The sequence below is a fragment of the Paraconexibacter algicola genome, assembly GCF_003044185.1.
Lineage (GTDB): Bacteria > Actinomycetota > Thermoleophilia > Solirubrobacterales > Solirubrobacteraceae > Paraconexibacter > Paraconexibacter algicola.
Map to the genome: position 1 here is coordinate 929742 of NZ_PYYB01000001.1, position 17614 is coordinate 947355.

At 74.2% G+C, this 17614-nt stretch carries 18 protein-coding genes; 8 read left to right on the plus strand and 10 right to left on the minus strand.

Annotated elements, in window-relative coordinates:
- Both C7Y72_RS04375 and C7Y72_RS04380 read left to right on the plus strand, forming a co-directional pair.
- Positions 1-534 (plus strand): class IV adenylate cyclase, encoded by a 534-nt coding sequence (locus C7Y72_RS04375; protein ID WP_107567374.1) that lies wholly within the window; start codon positions 1-3, stop codon positions 532-534.
- A gap of 11 nt (positions 535-545) precedes the next feature.
- Complete coding sequence (locus C7Y72_RS04380) at positions 546-1433, plus strand: MYG1 family protein (protein ID WP_107567375.1); 888 nt, start codon at positions 546-548, stop codon at positions 1431-1433.
- Positions 1434-1444: 11 nt separating this feature from the next.
- Here C7Y72_RS04380 and C7Y72_RS04385 read toward each other — a convergent pair whose 3' ends face one another.
- The gene (locus tag C7Y72_RS04385) at positions 1445-1882 is read right to left on the minus strand and encodes a MarR family winged helix-turn-helix transcriptional regulator (RefSeq protein ID WP_158276640.1); all 438 of its coding nucleotides are present in this window, start codon (positions 1880-1882) and stop codon (positions 1445-1447) included.
- Positions 1879-3366 (minus strand): DHA2 family efflux MFS transporter permease subunit, encoded by a 1488-nt coding sequence (locus C7Y72_RS04390; protein ID WP_107567376.1) that lies wholly within the window; start codon positions 3364-3366, stop codon positions 1879-1881. Before C7Y72_RS04390 ends, C7Y72_RS04385 begins: the two co-directional genes overlap by 4 nt.
- Before the next feature lie 231 nt (positions 3367-3597).
- Between C7Y72_RS04390 and C7Y72_RS04395 the strand changes: the two genes are divergently transcribed.
- Entirely contained in the window at positions 3598-4419 is an 822-nt protein-coding gene (locus tag C7Y72_RS04395; RefSeq protein WP_107567377.1) for a PPK2 family polyphosphate kinase, read from the plus strand.
- A 16-nt stretch (positions 4420-4435) separates the two neighbouring features.
- Here C7Y72_RS04395 and purB read toward each other — a convergent pair whose 3' ends face one another.
- A complete protein-coding gene (gene purB, locus C7Y72_RS04400; protein ID WP_107569600.1) occupies positions 4436-5896 on the minus strand; it encodes an adenylosuccinate lyase in 1461 nt (486 codons plus the stop codon).
- Between purB and C7Y72_RS04405 the strand changes: the two genes are divergently transcribed.
- Positions 5895-6512, plus strand: a complete 618-nt coding sequence (locus C7Y72_RS04405) for a nitroreductase family protein (protein WP_107567378.1) — start codon at positions 5895-5897, stop codon at positions 6510-6512. The genes purB and C7Y72_RS04405 overlap by 2 nt on opposite strands.
- 66 nt (positions 6513-6578) lie before the next feature.
- On the opposite strand, the gene C7Y72_RS04410 is transcribed toward C7Y72_RS04405, so the two are convergent.
- Genes C7Y72_RS04410 through C7Y72_RS04420 form a run of 3 tightly spaced genes read right to left on the minus strand, consistent with a single transcriptional unit; the run spans position 6579 to position 8621 of the window.
- A complete protein-coding gene (locus C7Y72_RS04410) occupies positions 6579-7046 on the minus strand; it encodes an AIR carboxylase family protein (protein WP_107567379.1) in 468 nt (155 codons plus the stop codon).
- Positions 7043-8314 (minus strand): phosphoribosylamine--glycine ligase, encoded by a 1272-nt coding sequence (purD, locus tag C7Y72_RS04415; RefSeq protein WP_107567380.1) that lies wholly within the window; start codon positions 8312-8314, stop codon positions 7043-7045. The genes C7Y72_RS04410 and purD overlap by 4 nt, the downstream gene beginning before the upstream one ends.
- 25 nt (positions 8315-8339) lie before the next feature.
- Positions 8340-8621 carry a GYD domain-containing protein gene (locus C7Y72_RS04420; RefSeq protein ID WP_107567381.1) on the minus strand — a complete coding sequence of 94 codons (282 nt, stop codon included), beginning with the start codon at positions 8619-8621 and terminating at the stop codon, positions 8340-8342.
- 135 nt (positions 8622-8756) lie between these two features.
- On the opposite strand from C7Y72_RS04420, the gene C7Y72_RS04425 reads away from it, so the two are divergent.
- On the plus strand, positions 8757-9470 hold the full coding sequence (locus tag C7Y72_RS04425; protein ID WP_107567382.1) for a hypothetical protein: 714 nt from the start codon (positions 8757-8759) through the stop codon (positions 9468-9470).
- Positions 9471-9525: 55 nt separating this feature from the next.
- On the opposite strand, the gene clpB is transcribed toward C7Y72_RS04425, so the two are convergent.
- Entirely contained in the window at positions 9526-12102 is a 2577-nt protein-coding gene (gene clpB / locus C7Y72_RS04430; RefSeq protein WP_107567383.1) for an ATP-dependent chaperone ClpB, read from the minus strand.
- A 256-nt stretch (positions 12103-12358) separates the two neighbouring features.
- Between clpB and C7Y72_RS22700 the strand changes: the two genes are divergently transcribed.
- The 3 genes from C7Y72_RS22700 to C7Y72_RS04445 all read left to right on the plus strand — a co-directional run bounded on the left by C7Y72_RS22700 (position 12359) and on the right by C7Y72_RS04445 (position 15272).
- On the plus strand, positions 12359-12589 hold the full coding sequence (locus tag C7Y72_RS22700; RefSeq protein ID WP_146175255.1) for a hypothetical protein: 231 nt from the start codon (positions 12359-12361) through the stop codon (positions 12587-12589).
- Between the two features lie 275 nt (positions 12590-12864).
- Positions 12865-14232: a hemolysin family protein gene (locus C7Y72_RS04440; protein WP_107567385.1), complete on the plus strand. Its 1368-nt coding sequence runs from the start codon at positions 12865-12867 to the stop codon at positions 14230-14232.
- Positions 14229-15272, plus strand: a complete 1044-nt coding sequence (locus tag C7Y72_RS04445) for a hemolysin family protein (RefSeq protein ID WP_107567386.1) — start codon at positions 14229-14231, stop codon at positions 15270-15272. Before C7Y72_RS04440 ends, C7Y72_RS04445 begins: the two co-directional genes overlap by 4 nt.
- A gap of 55 nt (positions 15273-15327) precedes the next feature.
- Here C7Y72_RS04445 and C7Y72_RS04450 read toward each other — a convergent pair whose 3' ends face one another.
- From C7Y72_RS04450 to C7Y72_RS04460, 3 genes are read right to left on the minus strand one after another with little or no spacing between them, the layout of a single operon-like run.
- Positions 15328-15834 carry a heat shock protein transcriptional repressor HspR gene (locus C7Y72_RS04450; protein ID WP_107567387.1) on the minus strand — a complete coding sequence of 169 codons (507 nt, stop codon included), beginning with the start codon at positions 15832-15834 and terminating at the stop codon, positions 15328-15330.
- Positions 15834-16964, minus strand: a complete 1131-nt coding sequence (dnaJ, locus tag C7Y72_RS04455) for a molecular chaperone DnaJ (protein WP_107567388.1) — start codon at positions 16962-16964, stop codon at positions 15834-15836. Before dnaJ ends, C7Y72_RS04450 begins: the two co-directional genes overlap by 1 nt.
- Before the next feature lie 14 nt (positions 16965-16978).
- The gene (locus C7Y72_RS04460) at positions 16979-17614 is read right to left on the minus strand and encodes a nucleotide exchange factor GrpE (RefSeq protein ID WP_107567389.1); all 636 of its coding nucleotides are present in this window, start codon (positions 17612-17614) and stop codon (positions 16979-16981) included.

Genomic DNA, 17614 nt, shown 5'->3' on the forward strand with positions numbered 1-17614 from the left:
GTGATCCCGCCCGCCGCGCCCCGCCGCAACGTCGAGCTGAAGGCCCACGATCCGGATCCGGTCTCGACCCTCGCCGCCGTCCGCGACACCGGAGCCGTCTCGATGGGCACGCTGGAGCAGGCCGACACGTACTTCCCGGTGCCCCACGGCCGGCTCAAGCTCCGCGACGAGGGACCGCGCGGCGCGACGCTGATCTCCTACGACCGCCCGCGCGAGGCCCGCGCGCGCCCGAGCAGCTACCGGCTCGTGCCGGTCCCGGACCCGGCGTCGCTGCGGGCCGCGCTGGCGCAGGCCCTCGGCGAGTCCGGGACGGTCGTGAAGTCCCGCCGGCTGCTGATGCACGGCGCGGTCCGGATCCACCTCGACCGCATCGAGGGGCTCGGGAACTTCGTCGAGCTCGAGGCGGTCGCACCGCCGGACTCGGACCTGCGGGCCGAGCACGCCGCCGTCGACGCGCTCGCGCGGGCCCTCGGGATCACCCCGGACCGGGTGGTCGACCGCGGCTACGCGGAGTTGCTCGGCATCCACGACTAGGCTGCAGCGCCATGCGCGTCGCCACCCACTCGGGCTCCTTCCACGCCGACGAGGTCTTCGCCCTCGCGGTCCTGCGCGCGGTCCACGGGGCGGAGAACGTGGAGATCGTCCGCACGCGCGACCGGGACCTGCACGCCGCCGCCGACCTGCGGGTGGACGTCGGACACCGCTACGACCCCGCCACCGGGGACTTCGACCACCATCAGCGCGGGGGCGCGGGCGAGCGGCCGAACGGGATCCGCTACGCGTCGTTCGGCCTGGTCTGGAAGGCGTTCGGGGTGCAGGCGTGCGGCGGGGACGAGGTCACGGCGCGGTTCGTGGAGGAGGTCCTCGTGCAGGGGATCGACGCCAACGACACGGGCCAGACGATCGCCACCCCGGTGGTGGAGGGCGTGGCGATCATGGGCGTCAGCGGGGTGATCGGCGGCTTCAACCCGACGTGGGAGGAGCCGGAGGACGACGCCACGGTCGACGCGCGCTTCCACGAGGCGCTCGCGCTCGCCGAGGGCGTCCTCGCGCGCGAGATCCGCGGCGCGGCGGCGACGGCGCGCGCGCAGGAGATCGTCGCCCGCTGCGTGGCGGCGAGCGCGGACCCGCGGATCGTCGAGCTGGACCGGTCGCTCCCGTGGATGCGCGCGGTGCACGCGCACGCCCCCGAGGCGCTGTACGTGCTCGCCCCGAAGTCGGCCGGCTGGGGCGTGCAGGCCGTCCAGGCGGTGCCGGGCCAGTTCGCCAACCGCAAGGACCTGCCGGAGGCGTGGGCGGGCCTGGAGCACGAGGCGCTGCAGGAGGTCACCGGGGTGCCGGACGCCGTGTTCTGCCACGCGGCGCGGTTCCTGGCGGTGGCGCGCAGCCGCGAGGGCGCGATGGCGCTCGCGCGCGCCGCGGTCGACGCCTGAGCGCACTGCGCTCAGAAGCGCAGCAGCAGGGCGGTGAGCCGCTCGAGGGTCCGGGTCGCCTGCGCGAGCTCCTCGGGGGTGTCGTCGCCGAACGCCTCGTCCCACAGCGGCTGGATGCGCGCGCCGACCGCGTCGTACTTCTCGCGCCCGGCGGCGGTGAGCACGACGTCGACCCGGCGGCGGTCCGCGTCGGAGCGGGCGCGCTCGACGAGCCCGAGGGTGGCGAGCCCGTCGACGGCCTGGGTGAGCGACGCGGGCGTCATCTCGGCGGCGACGGCGAGCTTGCCGGCGGGCGCGGTGCCGCCGAGCTCGACGAGCGCGTGCACGACGCGGTACTGCGGCCACGACAGCCGGCCGGGCTCGGGTTCGCGGCTGCGCAGCCGCCGCTCGGTGTGCAGCAGCTCGCGCAGCGCGCGGCGCAGCTCCAGGAGCTGCTCCTCGCGGGTCACGCGGGCACCGCCTCGCGCAGCGTCTCCTGCGCCTCCTCGACGGCCTCGGCGTCGGTGGCGCGGCGCGCGGCGCGCTCGACGGCGAGCAGCCGCAGGGCGGGCAGGAGGGCCAGCAGGGTCACGCCGAGCACCCACCAGTAGGTGCTGGCGAACCCGTCGGCGGCGCCCGCCGCTCCCGGGGCCGCGTCGTCGAGGCGGTGCTGCAGGACGACGGTGAAGAGCGCGGTGCCGAGCGATCCGCCGACGCGCTGGAGCGTGTTCAGCTGCGGGGAGGCGTCGCCGACCTGGTCGGGGCGCAGCACCGCGAACGCGACCGACATCGCGGGGACGAACGCGATCCCGATGCCGATGCCGCGGACGACCATCGCGGCGCCGATCAGGACGTAGGAGGTCTCCGCCCCGATGAACGCGAACGGGATCGTCGCGACCGCGGTGACGACGACGCCGATCGTGGCGATGAGCCCGCCGCCGTAGCGCTCGGTCAGCCGTCCGGAGAGGAACATGGCGAGCGCGGCGCCGACGCCCTGGGGGGCCATCAGCAGGCCGGTGGCGGTGGCGCTCTCGCCGCGCAGCGTCTGGAAGTAGAGCGGCAGCAGGATCATCGAGCCGAACATCGCGGCGCCGAGCGCGAAGGTCAGCAGCGACGCGTTGCGGAAGCCGCCGTTCTGGAACAGCCGCACGTCGAGCAGCGGGCGGGGGATCCGCAGGGCGCGCAGCGCGAAGGCGACGACGAGGACGGCACCGGCGAGCAGCGGCAGCACGACCGGCGCGCTGGCGAGGTCGTGGGTGGCGGTCTCGGCGAGGCCGTAGGTGATGCCGACGAGGCCGGGGGCCAGCAGCGCCATCCCGGCGAGGTCGAGGCGACCGGCCTCCTGCGGCTCGTCGTGCGGGAGCAGGCGCAGCGCAGCGACGACGGCGACCGCGCCGACGGGCACGTTGATGAGGAAGATCCACTCCCAGCCGGCGCTCTCCAGCAGCACGCCGCCGAGGACGGGGCCGAAGATCGGCGCCATCACGACGGCGACGCCGACGAGGCCCATGACGCGGCCCATGCGCTGCGGGCCGGCGGCCCGGGCGAGGATCATCTGGCCGACGGGGAGCAGCAGGCCGCCGCCGGCACCCTGGATGACGCGGGCGGCGACGAGGCTCGGGGTCGACCAGGCGAGCGCGCAGAGCGCGGAGCCGGCGGTGAAGAGGACGAGGGCGGTGAGGTAGAGCCGTCGCGCGCCCCAGCGGCGGGAGGCCCAGCCGGTGATCGGGATGACGGCGGCGAGGGCCAGGAGGTAGCCGGTGACGATCCACTGGATGTCGGCGAGCGGGCTGCCGAGGTCGCGCGCGAGCGTCTCGAGGGCGACGTTGACGATCGTCGTGTCGAGGACCGACATGACGGCGCCGAGGACGACGACGATCGCGACGGAGACGACCTCGCGGCCGAGCGGCTCGGGCGGGGTGCGGGGGTCGTGTGCGGTGACCGGAGAACTCATCAGGTACCGAACATTAGGGACCTAACGATCCCGTGCAAGGGCGCCGCGGGCAGGTTGGCGGGTCGCCCTGCGCGGGTGGACACGCAGGGCGACCCTGTTGGGCGGGCCGGTGACAGCGAATCCCGGCCCACGCCTGCCGTCGCGCACGCGACGGGCGAAGACTCCGTGCGCGCCAGCATCCTCCCTTCCCGACCCCTGGGTCAAGGGCGACGGAGATGCGATGCTGCGCGCATGCCCTCCCGCCCCGTGTCCGACCGCTGGCGGATCCGCCCGCGCACCACCGTCGACCTCGCGGCGATCGACCCCGGCACGAAGGCCGGCGCCCCCGGCGACAAGCTCGCCACCAAGGACGCGTCGGCCGTCCTGCGCGCCCGTCTCGCCGAGCTGCAGGCCCGCCTGTACGCGGAGGGCTCGCGGTCGCTGCTCGTCGTCCTGCAGGCGATGGACGCCGGCGGCAAGGACGGCACGGTGCGGGCCGTGTTCGAGGGCGTCAACCCGCAGGGCGTGCGCGTCGCCTCGTTCAAGGCCCCCACCGCCCAGGAGCTCGCGCACGACTTCCTCTGGCGGATCCACGCGCAGGCGCCGGGCGACGGCGAGATCGCCGTGTTCAACCGCAGCCACTACGAGGACGTGCTCGTCGTCCGCGTCCACGGCCTCGTCGGCGAGGACGTCGTGCGCGCCCGCTTCCGCCGCATCCGCGCGTTCGAGGAGCTGCTCGTCGGCGAGGGCACGACCGTCGTGAAGATCATGCTCCACATCTCCCCCGAGGAGCAGCGGACGCGCCTGCAGGAGCGGGTCGACGACCCGGCCAAGCGGTGGAAGTTCAACGCCGCCGACCTCGCCGAGCGCGAGCACTGGGACGCCTACCAGCGCGCGTTCGAGGACGCCATCGCCGCGACCACCACGCGCGACGCGCCCTGGTACGTCGTGCCCGGCGACCGCAACTGGTACCGCAACTGGGCGGTCCTGAACATCCTCGTCGACACGCTCGAGCGGCTCGACCCGCAGTACCCCCCGGCGCCCGCGGGCGTCGAGGGGACCGTGGTGGAGTGAGCCGCCGGGCGGCCGGTCAGAGGATCGCGCCGGGCGTGTAGGTGGCCGCCTGCGGGAAGCGGGCGAGCACCTCCTCGACGCGGGCGACGACCGCGCGCGTCTGGGCGACCGCCCCGCCGGTGAACGCGAGCGGCTCGGCGACCGCCTCGCGCAGCGCGTCGAGCGTCATGCCCAGCCGGTCGTCGGCGGCGAGGCGCCCGAGCAGCTCGTTCTCCGCCGTGCCCTGCTCGCGCATCCCGAGCGCGACGCCGACCGCGTGCTCCTTGATCGCCTCGTGCGCCTCCTCGCGGCCGGTGCCCGTCCGCACGGCGGCCATCAGCACCTTCGTGGTGGCGAGGAACGGCAGGTAGCGGTCGAGCTCGCGCGCGATCACCGCGGGGAACGCGCCGAACTCGTCGAGCACGGTGATGAACGTCTCGTAGAGGCCGTCGGTGGCGAAGAACGCGTCGGGCAGCGCGACCCGGCGGACCACGGAGCAGGAGACGTCGCCCTCGTTCCACTGGTCGCCCGCGAGCTCGCTGACCATCGACAGGTGGCCGCGGAGGATCACCGCCAGGCCGTTGACGCGCTCGCACGAGCGCGTGTTCATCTTGTGCGGCATCGCCGACGAGCCGACCTGGCCGGGCTGGAAGCCCTCGGTGACGAGCTCGTTGCCCGCCATCAGCCGGATCGTCGTCGCGAGGTTCGACGGCGCGCTGACGACCTGCACGAGCGCGGAGACGACGTCGAAGTCCAGGGACCGCGGGTACACCTGCCCGACGCTCGTCAGCACGCGCTCGAAGCCGAGGTGCCGCGCGACCCGCTCCTCCAGCTCCGCGAGCCGCCCCTCGTCCCCGTCGAGCAGGTCGAGCATGTCCTGGCTCGTGCCGACCGGCCCCTTCACCCCGCGCAGCGGGTAGCGGGCGATCAGCTCCTCGAGCCGCTCGAGCGCGACGAGCTGCTCGTCGGCGACCGTGGCGAACCGCTTGCCGAGCGTCGTGGCCTGCGCCGGCACGTTGTGGGAGCGGCCCGCCATCACGAGCGTCTCGTACTCGGCGGCGCGCGCGGCGAGCCGCGCGAGCGTCGCGACCACGCGCGTGCGGACGAGCTCCAGCGACGCGCGGATCTGCAGCTGCTCGACGTTCTCGGTCAGGTCGCGCGAGGTCATCCCCTTGTGGATGTGCTCGTGCCCGGCGAGCGCGGAGAACTCCTCGATGCGCGCCTTGACGTCGTGCCGCGTGACCCGCTCGCGCTCGGCGATCGACGGCAGGTCGACCCGGTCGACGACCGCCTCGTAGGCCTCGATCACGCCGTCGGGGACGTCGACGCCGAGGTCCTTCTGCGCCCGCAGGACCGCGATCCACAGCTGCCGCTCGAGCACGATCTTGTGCTCGGGGGACCAGATGCGCGCGAGCTCCGCCGAGGCGTAGCGGTGGGCGAGGACGTTCGGGACGGCGGTCACCGGGCGATTCTCGCGCACCTGCCAGGATCGGGGCATGGCGCTCGACCGCGAACCCGGGCAGGACGGCCCGCCCATCCACGAGCTGCTCGCGCAGCGCTGGAGCCCGCGCGTGTACGACCCGGGGCACGAGCTGACCGACGAGGACCTGCGGACGGTGCTGGAGGCGGCCCGCTGGGCGCCGTCGTTCGGCAACGTGCAGCCGTGGGCGTTCGTCGCGCTGCGCCGGGGGGACGCGCAGCACGCGGCGTTCACCGAGCTCCTGTCGCGCGGCAACGCGTCCTGGGTCCCCCGCGCGAGCGCCGTGGTGGTGACCGCCCATCGGGTGACGGAGGACGACGGCGCGCCGGTCGACTACGCCGCGTACGCGGCGCACGACCTCGGCCAGGCGACGGCGCACCTGTCGGTCCAGGCGACGGCGCTCGACCTGCACGTCCACCCCTTCGCGGGGTTCGACCACGCGGGCGCCGCGGCGCTCCTGGAGGTCCCGGCGGCGTGGCAGGTGACCATCGGCGTCGCGATCGGCCGCCTGGCCCCGCCGGAGTCCGTCGAGGCCTCCGACCCCCGCCTCGCCGAGCGCGACCGGCGCCCGCGGGCCCGCAACCCCCTCGCGGAGATCGCCTTCGCCGACCGCTTCGGCACCCCGCTCGGCTGAGCCCGCGCCGGGAACGCGAGGGTGCGGTCGGGCGCGCCGTGGCGTTCCCGGGCCCGGTCGCGCGCGCTACGCGGCGAGGATCCGCAGCGCGAGGTGCGCCGCGTTCTGCGCGTTGTCGAGCCCGACCGCCGCGACCGGGACGCCCGGCGCCATCTGCACCACGCCCAGCACGGCGTCGAGGCCGCCGGACACCGTCCCCGGTGCGGTCAGCGGCACGCCGATCACCGGCAGGTCGGTGTGCGCGGCGGCGACGCCCGGCAGCCCGGCCGACAGGGCGGCGCCCGCGACGATGACACGCAGGCCGCGCATCCGGGCGTTGCGGCAGTAGTCGGCGACGGCCTCCGGGCTCTTCAGCACGCGGATCTCGTACCGCACGCCGGCCTCCTCGAGCACCGGGCCGGCCTGCTCCATGACGGGCAGCGCGGCCTTCGTGCCCATGACGATCCCGACGCGCGGCGCCCCGACCTCGAGCTCCTCGAAGGCGACCTCGGGCCGCGTGGTCGGCGTGAGGTCCGCCCCGGGCTGCTCGCTCATGGGTGCTGGCTGCGCTCCACGGCGCGCAGCGCGATGTCGCTGCGCTGCTGCTTGCCCTCGAAGGTGATCCGGTCGGCCGCCGCGTACGCGGCGGAGCGGGCGGCGGCCGCGTCGGACCCCAGCGCCGTGACGTTCAGGACCCGCCCGCCGGCGGTGACGATCGCGCCGTCCACCGCCCGCGTGCCAGCGTGCGTGATCTCCACGCCCGTCGCGGCGGCCTCGTCGAGCCCGGTGATCGGGTCGCCGGTGCGCGGCGCCTCCGGGTAGCCGGCGCTGGCGAGCACGAGCGTCACCGCCCAGCCGTCGTCCCAATCGAGCGCGATGCCGTCCAGGCCGCCCGGCTCGACGGCGCGCAGGAGATGCTCGAGCAGGTCGGACCGCAGCCGCGGCAGGACCGCCTGCGTCTCCGGGTCGCCGAAGCGCGCGTTGAACTCGATGACCTTGGGGCCCGCGGCGGTGAGCATGAGGCCGGCGTAGAGCACGCCGTGGAACGGGGTGCCGCGCCGCGCGAGCTCGTCGATGACGGGCTGGTGGATCTCGCGGACGATCCGCTGCACCAGCGCGCCGTCGACCCCGGCAACCGGGGAGTAGGAGCCCATGCCGCCCGTGTTCGGGCCCTCGTCCCCGTCGAAGATCCGCTTGTAGTCCTGGGCGGGGGCGAGCGCCACCGCCCGCTCCCCGTCGCAGAGCGCCAGCAGCGACAGCTCCTCCCCGACGAGGAACTCCTCCACGACGACGCGACCGTCGCCGTAGCGGCGCTCGACGAGGAACGCCTCGAGCGCCTCGCGGGCCGCCGCCTCGTCGGGCGCGATGACGACGCCCTTGCCGGCGGCGAGCCCGTCGAACTTCAGGACCGTCGGGTAGCCGGTGATCGCGGCCAGACCGGTCTCGACGTCGTCCACCGCGGTCCACGAGGCGGTCGGGACGCCCGCCGCCTCCATGACCTCCTTGGCGTACTCCTTGGAGCCCTCCATGCGCGCGGCGGCCGCGATCGGGCCGAACGCCCGGCGGCCGACCGCGGCGAGCGCGTCGACGAGGCCTGCGACGAGCGGGACCTCGGGACCGACCACCACGAGGTCGACGTCGTGGTCCTGCGCGGCGGCCACGAGCCCGTCGGTGTCGGTCACCGCCACGTCGACGAGCGTCGCGTCGGCGGCGATGCCGGGGTTGCCGGGGGCGCAGAGCAGCTGCGGGGACTGCGGGCTGCGGGCGAGCGCGCGCACGATCGCGTGCTCGCGGCCGCCGCTGCCGACGACGAGGACCTTCATGGGTGGCGGGGCTCCTGGGGAGGGTCTAGAGCGACGCGATGAAGTCGTCGATCGGGATGGCGGGCAGCGTCTCGTAGCGGGCGGTGCCGCGCGAGCCGAGCTCGAGGCTGACGCGCGCCATCGTCTGCTCGTCGGGCGCCTCGACGATGTTGATGAAGTCGTAGCGGCCGAGCGTGGACCACTGGGCGGTGACCTTCGCCCCGAGCTGCGCGACCTCGTTGTTGACCTCGCGGATGCGCTGCGGGTTGTTCTTGACCGTCTGCACGCCTTCCGGGGTGAGGGTCGAGAGCATGATGTACGTGGGCATGGGGACCTCCGTGGGTTGGTGCCGCAGGACGACTTCCGGACACCGCGCGTTCTACCCGATCCGCGTGTTCCCGTGTGCGGACACCGTCGCACGGAGCGGCTACCGTCCGTCCACCCCGCCCGCCCCGGAGGTCCCATGAACGCCCGTCGTACCGCCGTGTCCGTCCTCGCGCTGTCGCCGCTGCTCGCGGTGCCGGCCGTCGCCCAGACCCCGGCCGCGACCCCGCGGATCCAGACCGACCTGGACTGCTACGCGGACGTCGGCGGCGACGACCGCCGTCCGGTGATCCTGTCGGGCAACCAGTTCCAGCCGAACGCGGACTACCAGATCAACCTCGACGGGCAGCCGCTGCCGGGCGGCACCGGCAGGACCGACGCGCTCGGCGCGATCGGGCCGGGCGAGGTCCGCACGCCGTCGCTGGCGTCGCTCGGGGAGCGCCAGCGGCGCTGGACGCTGCGGGTGGACTCGGGTGCCCAGTCGGCGACGACGAGCTTCTTCACCTCCGACGTGTTCGCGGGCTTCTCCCCCTCCCGCGGGCGGCCGTCGACGCTGAAGGTGCGGTTCACCGCGACCGGCTTCAACCTCGAGCAGCGCGCGAAGGCCCCGTCGGTGTACCTGCACTACGTGCGACCGAACGGGAGGCGCAAGGCGACCGTGCGGCTGGGCACCGCCACGGGCGCGTGCGGCAACCTCGCCCGCACGAAGCTGCGGCGGCTGTTCCCGTTCGAGGCCGAGAAGGGGCTGTGGCGGCTGCAGTTCGACACCAGCCCGACGTACCGCAAGGGCACGTCCAAGACGACGTTCACCTACTACACGGTCGGCGTGCGGATCCGGACCGTGACGGGCTGAGGGCCCCGGCCCGCCCCGTACCGCACCGGGCGGCGCGGGACGGGCGGACGGACGGTCAGGCGGTCGCCACGTCGGGCGACGGCGCGCCGGCGGTGAGCACGAGCTCCCCGTCGACCGCCTCGACGTGCACGGTGTCGCCCTCGCGGTAGGTGCCCTCGAGGATCGCGATCGCCAGCGGGTCGACGAGCCGCTTCTGGATGACCCGCTTGAGCGGCCGGGCCCCGTAGGTGGGGTCGTGCCCGAGGTCGCCGAGCAGGGTGCGCGCACCGTCGGTGAGCTTGACCTCGACCCCGCGCTCGCGCACGCGGCCGACGAGCCGCTCGACCTGGATGTCGACGATCTCCGACAGCTGCTCGCGGCTGAGCGCGTGGAACTCGACGATGTCGTCGAGGCGGTTGAGGAACTCGGGCCGGAACGTGCGCTCGAGCGCGGCGCGGTAGCCGTCCGCACTGCCCGCCCCGACGTTCGAGGTCATGATAAGCACGACGTTCTTGAAGTCGACGGTGCGCCCCTGGCCGTCGGTCAGGCGCCCGTCGTCCATCACCTGCAGCAGCGCGTTGAACACGTCCGGGTGGGCCTTCTCGACCTCGTCGAGCAGCACGACGCCGTAGGGCTTGCGGCGCACCGCCTCGGTCAGCTGGCCGCCCTCGTCGTAGCCGACGTAGCCGGGGGGCGCCCCGACGAGCCGGGCGACGGAGTGCTTCTCCATGTACTCGGACATGTCGATGCGGACCATCGCGTCCTGGCTGTCGAACATCTGCTCGGCGAGCGCGCGGGCGAGCTCGGTCTTGCCGACGCCCGTGGGGCCCATGAACAGGAACGAGCCGATCGGCCGGTCCGGGTCCTGCAGGCCGGCGCGCGAGCGGCGGATCGCGGCGGCGACCGCGGAGACCGCTTCGTCCTGGCCGATGACGCGGCGGTGCAGCCGCGCCTCCATCTGCACGAGCTTCTCGATCTCGCCCTCCATCAGGCGGCTGACCGGGATGCCGGTCCAGCGGCCGACGACCTCGGCGATGTCCTCGGCGTCGACCTCCTTCTTGAAGAAGCGGCTGGCCGGCGCGTCCTCGTCGGCGGCCGCGGCCTCGGCCTCCTCGAGGCGGCGGCGCAGCTCGGGCAGCTCGCCGTGGCGGAGCTTCGCGGCGGTCTCGAGGTCGGCCTCGCGCTCGGCCCGCTCGAGCTCGCGCTCGACCTCGCCGATCCGCTGGATGACCTCGCCGACGCCCTGCGCGGCGTCCTTCTCGCGCTGCCACTCCGCGGTCATCGCGGCGTGCTGCTCCTCGAGGTCGGCGATCTCGCGCTGGAGCGCGTCCAGGCGCGCCTTGGAGGCGTCGTCCTTCTCCTTCTCCAGCGAGGTCTGTTCGATCTGCAGCTGCAGGATGCGGCGGCCGACCTCGTCGATCTCGGTGGGCACGGAGTCCATCTCGATCGCCAGCCGCGACGACGCCTCGTCGATGAGGTCGATCGCCTTGTCGGGGAGGAAGCGGTCGGAGATGTAGCGGTGCGACATCGTCGCGGCGGCGATGAGCGCGGCGTCCTGGATGCGGACGCCGTGGTGCTCCTCGTAGCGCTCCTTCAGGCCGCGGAGGATCGCGATGGCGTCCTCGACGGACGGCTCCCCGACCGTGACGGGCTGGAAGCGCCGCTCGAGCGCCGCGTCCTTCTCGATGTGCTTGCGGTACTCGTCCAGGGTCGTGGCGCCGACGGCGCGCAGTTCGCCGCGGGCGAGCATCGGCTTGAGCAGGTTGGCGGCGTCGACGGCGCCCTCGGCGGCGCCCGCCCCGACGATCGTGTGGAGCTCGTCGAGGAACAGGATGATCTGCCCCTTGGCGTCCTGGACCTCCTTGAGGACGGCCTTCAGGCGGTCCTCGAACTCGCCGCGGTACTTGGCGCCCGCGATCAGCGAGCCGATGTCGAGCGCGACGACGCGGCGGTGGGTCAGGGCGGCGGGCACGTCGTTCTGCACGATCCGCTGGGCGAGGCCCTCGGCGATCGCGGTCTTGCCGACGCCGGGCTCGCCGATCAGCACCGGGTTGTTCTTCGTGCGCCGGGAGAGGACCTGGATGACGCGGCGGATCTCGTCGTCGCGGCCGATCACCGGGTCGAGCTCGCCGCGCTCGGCACGCGCGGTGAGGTCGATGCCGAAGCGCTCGAGCGCCTGGTAGCGCTCCTCGGGGTTCTGGTCGGTGACCTTGTGCGGGCCGCGGACCTCGCCGATGGCGGGGAGCAGCCGCTCCTTCGTGGCGCCGGCGCCGCGCAGTGCCTCGCCCGCCCGCGAGCCGTGCCCGGAGAGCGAGAGCAGCAGGTGCTCGGTGGAGATGAAGTCGTCGCCGAGCTCGCGCATCTCGTGCTCGGCGGCCCGCAGGACCTGCACGAGCTCGGAGGCCGGGCCGGCGACCTCGCCGCCCTCGCCGAGGCGCGGGAGGTCGTCGATCGCCGCCTCGGTGGCGGCGCGGATCGCGGTCGTGGCCACGCCGAGCTTCGCGAGGACGGCCGGGACGATGCCGTTCTCCTGGTCGATGAGGGCGAGCAGGAGGTGCTCGGGCATCGCCTGCGGGTTGCGGCGGCGCTCCGCGAGCGAGACGGCGTCGCGGACGGCTTCCTGGGTGAGCGTGGTGAAGCGATCGGGCTGCATGGGCGGGTCCGTTCGGGAGAGGAGGCACGATCTCAGTCGTGCGGACTAAGATTTTTGCATACCACCACCATCGCCGCAAGACCGGTCCACGCTGCCGTGCGTGCCTGCCGTCCGCCCCGCGATCGCGACGCCGGTCCTGCTCCTCGGCCTCCCCCTCGCCGACGCCGCGGGCAACCGACGCGCGTCGACACGCCGGGTCCGCATCGGCTGGGCGGGCCCGGTTTCCGGCCCCCGGCCGGCGGGTACGACCGGGCCCATGTCGCTAGAGCGCGAGATCAACCCCGAGGCCCGCGACGAGTCGAGCCCGCACGACGGCGCGTCCAAGGAGCCGCTGGGCCCCTTCACCCCGGACGACGAGACCCCCGCCGGGGACACGCCCGAGGTGCACGACACGATCAACCCGCACGACCTGCGTCCCGGCACGCCGGCCCGCCGGGCGGCCGAGGAGGCCGTCGGCGAGGACGGCTTCACCAAGGGGAACGTCTGATGCGCCGCGTCATGCTGCTGCGCGAGCCCCTGCGTCGCCGACCCTACGGTGAGCGCTCGCTCTCGCAGTCCCATGGCGCCCGCCGCTCGCGCGTGGCCGTCGTCGGCCCGCGGTACGCGTCCGCGGTGGCGCGGCGCGGCATGGATCGCCAGCGCTGAGCGCCGCGCGGCCCGCCCCGGGCCGCCGATGTCCTACCCTTTCGGGGCACCGATGCCCGACGACCCAGGCTGTAGCGCCCCGCGCCCCCTTCCCGTGAGCAGACAGGGGGGCGCGCGGTGATCGAACTGCTCCTCATCCTGATCTCGCTGGGGCTGGTCTTCGCGTGCGGCCTGTTCGTCGCCTCGGAGTTCTCGCTCGTCACCGTCGACCGTCCCACGGTCGAGCGCCGTGCCGAGGAGGGTGACGCGGCCGCCGACGGCGTCCTCGACGCGCTGCGGTCGCTCTCGACGCAGCTGTCCGCCGCTCAGGTCGGTATCACCCTGACGAACCTGCTGATCGGCTTCCTCGCGGAGCCCGCGATCGCCGATCTCGTCCACGGGCCGCTCGAGGACGTCGGCGTCACCGGCGACGCGGCGGACGCCACGAGCCTCGTCATCGCGCTCGTGCTCGCGACCGGCGTGACGATGGTGTTCGGCGAGCTCGTGCCGAAGAACCTCGCGATCGCCCGGCCGCTGGAGACCGCGCGGGCCGTCCAGCGGTTCCAGCGCACCTTCACGGTCGTCGCCGGGCCGGTCATCCGGCTGTGCAACGACAACGCCAACCGGCTGCTGCACCGCCTGGGCGTCGAGCCGCAGGAGGAGCTCGCGTCCGCGCGCAGCCCCGAGGAGCTCGCGTCGCTGGCCCGCCGGTCCGCCGAGCAGGGCACGCTCGGGGACACGACGGCCGAGCTGCTGACGCGCTCGATCGCGTTCGGCGAGCACCGCGCGATCGACGTCATGACCCCGCGGGTGAAGGTCCACGTGGTCGGCGCCGACAGCCCGGCGATCGAGGTCTTCCGGCTCGCGCGCGCGACCGGTCGGTCGCGCTTCCCCGTGGTCGAGGGCGACCGCGGCGACGTCTGCGGGATCGTCCACGTCAAGCACGTCATGGCCGTGCCGCACGAGGACCGCGAGGACGTCACGGTCCGCTCGATCATGGTCGACCCGGTGCTCGTCCCCTCGACGATCGAGCTCGACCCGCTGCTGACGCTGCTGCGCGAGGGCGGCCTGCAGCTCGCGGTCGTCGTCGACGAGTGGGGCAACGTCGACGGCATCGTGACGCTCGAGGACCTGATCGAGGAGATCGTCGGCGACGTGCGCGACGAGCACGACGGCCGCGAGGAGACGGTCCGCCATCACCCGGCCGGTGGCTGGACCATCTCCGCGCTGCTGCGCGAGGACGAGATCGAGGAGGAGATCGGGATCGCGATCCCCGACGACCCCGAGGTCGAGACGGTCGGCGGCCTGATCGCCCTGCACCTCGGACGGATGCCGCAGGTCGGCGACGCGATCGAGCTCGATGGCGCCGACGCCGACGGCGCCCCGCAGCACGTGACGCTCACGGTCCTCGCGATGGACGGTCTGCGGATCGACCGCGTCCGCCTGCAGGCCGAGCCGGCGGTCGTCGCGGGCGACGACGCCGAGCCCGGGGAGGGGGAGCGATGAGCCCGCTCGCCGCGCTCGGCGTCTCCCTCCTGCTGCTGGCCGCCAACGCGTTCTTCGTCGGCGCCGAGTTCGCGATCATCAGCGCCCGCCGCACCTCGATCGAGCCGCGTGCCGAGGAGGGCTCGCGCGCCGCCCGCATCACGCTCGGCGCGATGGAGAACGTGTCGATGATGCTCGCCGCCGCGCAGCTCGGCATCACGATCTGCTCGCTGGGCCTCGGCTTCGTCGCCAAGCCCGCGATCAGCTACGCGCTCGAGGCGCCGTTCGGCGACCTCGGCATCCCGGACTCCGCCGCGTACGCGCTGTCGTTCGCGATCGCGCTGACGCTCGTCAGCTACCTGCACGTCGTGCTCGGCGAGATGGTCCCGAAGAACCTCGCACTCGCCACCCCCGACCGCGCCGCGCTCGCGCTCGGCCCGCCGCTCGTGCTCGTCGTGCGCGCGCTGAAGCCCGCGATCTTCGCGATGAACTGGACGGCGAACGCGATCCTGCGGGCGTTCGGCGTCGAGCCGAAGGACGAGGTGACGAGCGCGTTCACGCGCGACGAGGTCGCCGGCCTCGTCGAGGAGTCGCGCAAGGAGGGCCTGCTCGACGCGGACGAGACGCGGCTGCTGACGGGGGCGCTGACGTTCGAGGAGCGACGCGCGCGCTCGGTCCTGATCCCGCTCGAGGCGCTGGAGACCGTGCCGCCCGACGTGACGCCCGCCGAGCTCGAGCAGGCCGCGACCCGCTCGGGGTACTCGCGGCTGCTCGTCGCCGGACCGGACGGCACGCTCACCGGCTACCTGCACGTCAAGGACGTCCTGGAGTTCGAGGACCGCCACCGCCACCGGCCGATCGCACCGTCGTGGATCCGGTCGATGCCGACCGTCCGGGCGGACGACCGCCTGCGCGAGACGCTCGAGTCGATGCGCCGGGGCACCGCGCACCTCGCGCGCGTCGTCGACGCCGACGGCACCGTGCTCGGCGTCGCCGCCCTCGAGGACGCGCTGGAGGAGCTCGTCGGGGAGATCCGCGACGAGGCTGGCGCCTCCGCCTGAGGCCGTAGCCCGCCGGGCGGGTGGCGGACGGACCGGATCGCCCGCGGCCGCCGCGTCAGCCGCGGTCGATGCGGATCCGGGTCGTGCGCGGCGCGACGTCCTTCGCGCGCACGACGTCGGTGCCCGGCTGCTCGTAGCGGACGATGTCCGCGCGGACCTGCTCGCGGACGGCCTCGAGGCGCTCGATCTCCTTCGTGAGCGTCTCGGCGCGCGCCTCGAGCTCGTCGACCTTGCGGCGGGCCTGCTCGAGCTGCGTCTGCTTGCGCTCGAGCGTGTCCTCGAGCTCCATGACCTTCTCGACCCCGGCCAGGTTGAGGCCGAACTCGGTCGTCATGTGCTGGATCTTGCGGAGCCGCTCGACGTCGGCGTGCGAGTACAGCCGGGTGCCCTTCGGCGAGCGCTGCGGCTCGATCAGACCGCGCGCCTCGTACATCCGCAGCGTCTGCGGGTGCATCTCGGCGAGCTCCGCGGCGACCGAGATCATGAAGACGCCGCGGTCCTCCGCGACGGTGACGCGGACCGAGCTGCGACTGACGGTGCGGCGGCGGTCGTCGTCGGTCATCAGGTCGTCGCCTCGAACAGCTGGGCTCGCGGGTCACCGGTGAGCACGGCCTGCAGTCTCTCGACCGCCTCGGACTGCTCCTTGCTGAGCTCGGTCGGCACGTCGATGACGAACCGGTAGTGGATGTCGCCACGCGTGCCGGTGGCGCCGAGCTTCGGCGGTCCGGCGCCGCGGAGCCGCTGGACCGTGCCGTGCTTCGTGCCGGCCGGGACGCGCAGGGTCTTGCGGCCGTCGAGCGTCGGCACCTCGACCTCCGCGCCGCGCACCGCCTCCGGGATCGACAGCGGCACCTCGACCTCGAGGTTGTCGCCCTTGCGCCGGAAGATCGGGGACGGGTCCACGCGCGTGAGGACGTACAGGTCGCCGGGCGGTCCGCCGTGGCGGCCGGGCTCGCCCTTGCCCGCCAGCCGGACCTTCGAGCCGTCCTGGACGCCGGCCGGGATGTTGACCCGGTACTTCTTCACCGTCCGGGTCGCGCCGCTGCCCCCGCACGTCGGGCACGGGTGCTCGACGATCGTGCCGGTGCCCTCGCAGCGCCGGCACGGCTGGGAGATCGAGAACAGGCCCTGGCCCTGCGCCTCGATCCCGCGGCCCGAGCAGCGCGGACAGATCGTCGGCGACGTGCCGGGCTTGGCGCCCGCCCCGCGGCAGGTCCCGCAGGTCTGCGAGGTCGGCACCTGCAGCGGGACCTGCGCCCCGTCGATCGCCTGCTGGAAGCTGATCGAGACGCTCGCCTCGAGGTCGCCGCCGCGCTCGGGGCGCGGCCCGGTCGGTCCGCGACGCGTCCCGGCCCCACCCCCGGCGGGGCCGGTCCCACCGCCGAAGATGTTGCTGAAGATGTCCGAGAACGAGCCGGCGTCGAAGCCGCCGCCCCCGCCCGCCGTGCCGCCGCCGAAGCCCCCGGCCCCGCCGCCGAACAGGCCGCCGCGGTCGTACTGCTTGCGCTTCTCCGGGTCGCCGAGGACGTCGTAGGCCGCCTGGACCTCCTTGAACTTCGCCTCCGCGGCGGTGTCCCCCGGGTTGCGGTCCGGGTGGTGCTGGCGCACGAGCTTGCGGTGCGCCTTCTTGATCTCCTCCGCGGAGGCCTTCTTGTCGACGCCGAGCGTCTTGTAGAGATCGGGACGAGCCATGTGGTGCTCCTGCGCTACTGCGCGACGACGACCTTCGCGGCCCGCAGGACGTCGTCCCCGAGCAGGTAGCCGGCGGAGTAGACCTCGGTGATCGTGCCGCTCGCGACGCCCTCCGCGGGCATCTGCGCGATGGCCTCGTGGCGGTGCGGGTCGAACGCGGCGCCCTTGGGGGCGTCCTGGACGATGCCGACGCGGCCGAGCGCGGCGATCAGCTCCTGCTGGACCAGGCGGATCCCGCTGGTGAGCTGGTGCTCGTCGCCCTCCTGCGCCTCGGCGGCGGCGAGCGCCCGCTCGAGGTTGTCGAGCGCCGGGAGCAGCTCCTTCGCGAGCTTGGCGACGCCGCGACCGTGCGCGACCTCGACGTCGCGCCGCGCGCGCTTGCGCACGTTGTCGGTCTCGGCGACCGCGCGGAGGTACTGGTCCTTGTAGTCGGGCTCGGGCGCGGCCTCCGGGGCGGGTGCCTCGGCCTCCGCCGCGACCGGCTCACCGGGCGCGGCGGGGTCGGCGGCCGGCTCGGGCTGGGGCGCCGAGCCGGTGCCGGGCACGTCGGTCGTCGCCGCGGGCTGCGCGGCGCCGTCCGGCGCGGGCCCGGCCCCCGACGCCTCGGGCGTCGGGGTGTCCGGCGTGGTGGGCTCCTCGGGAGCGGTCAT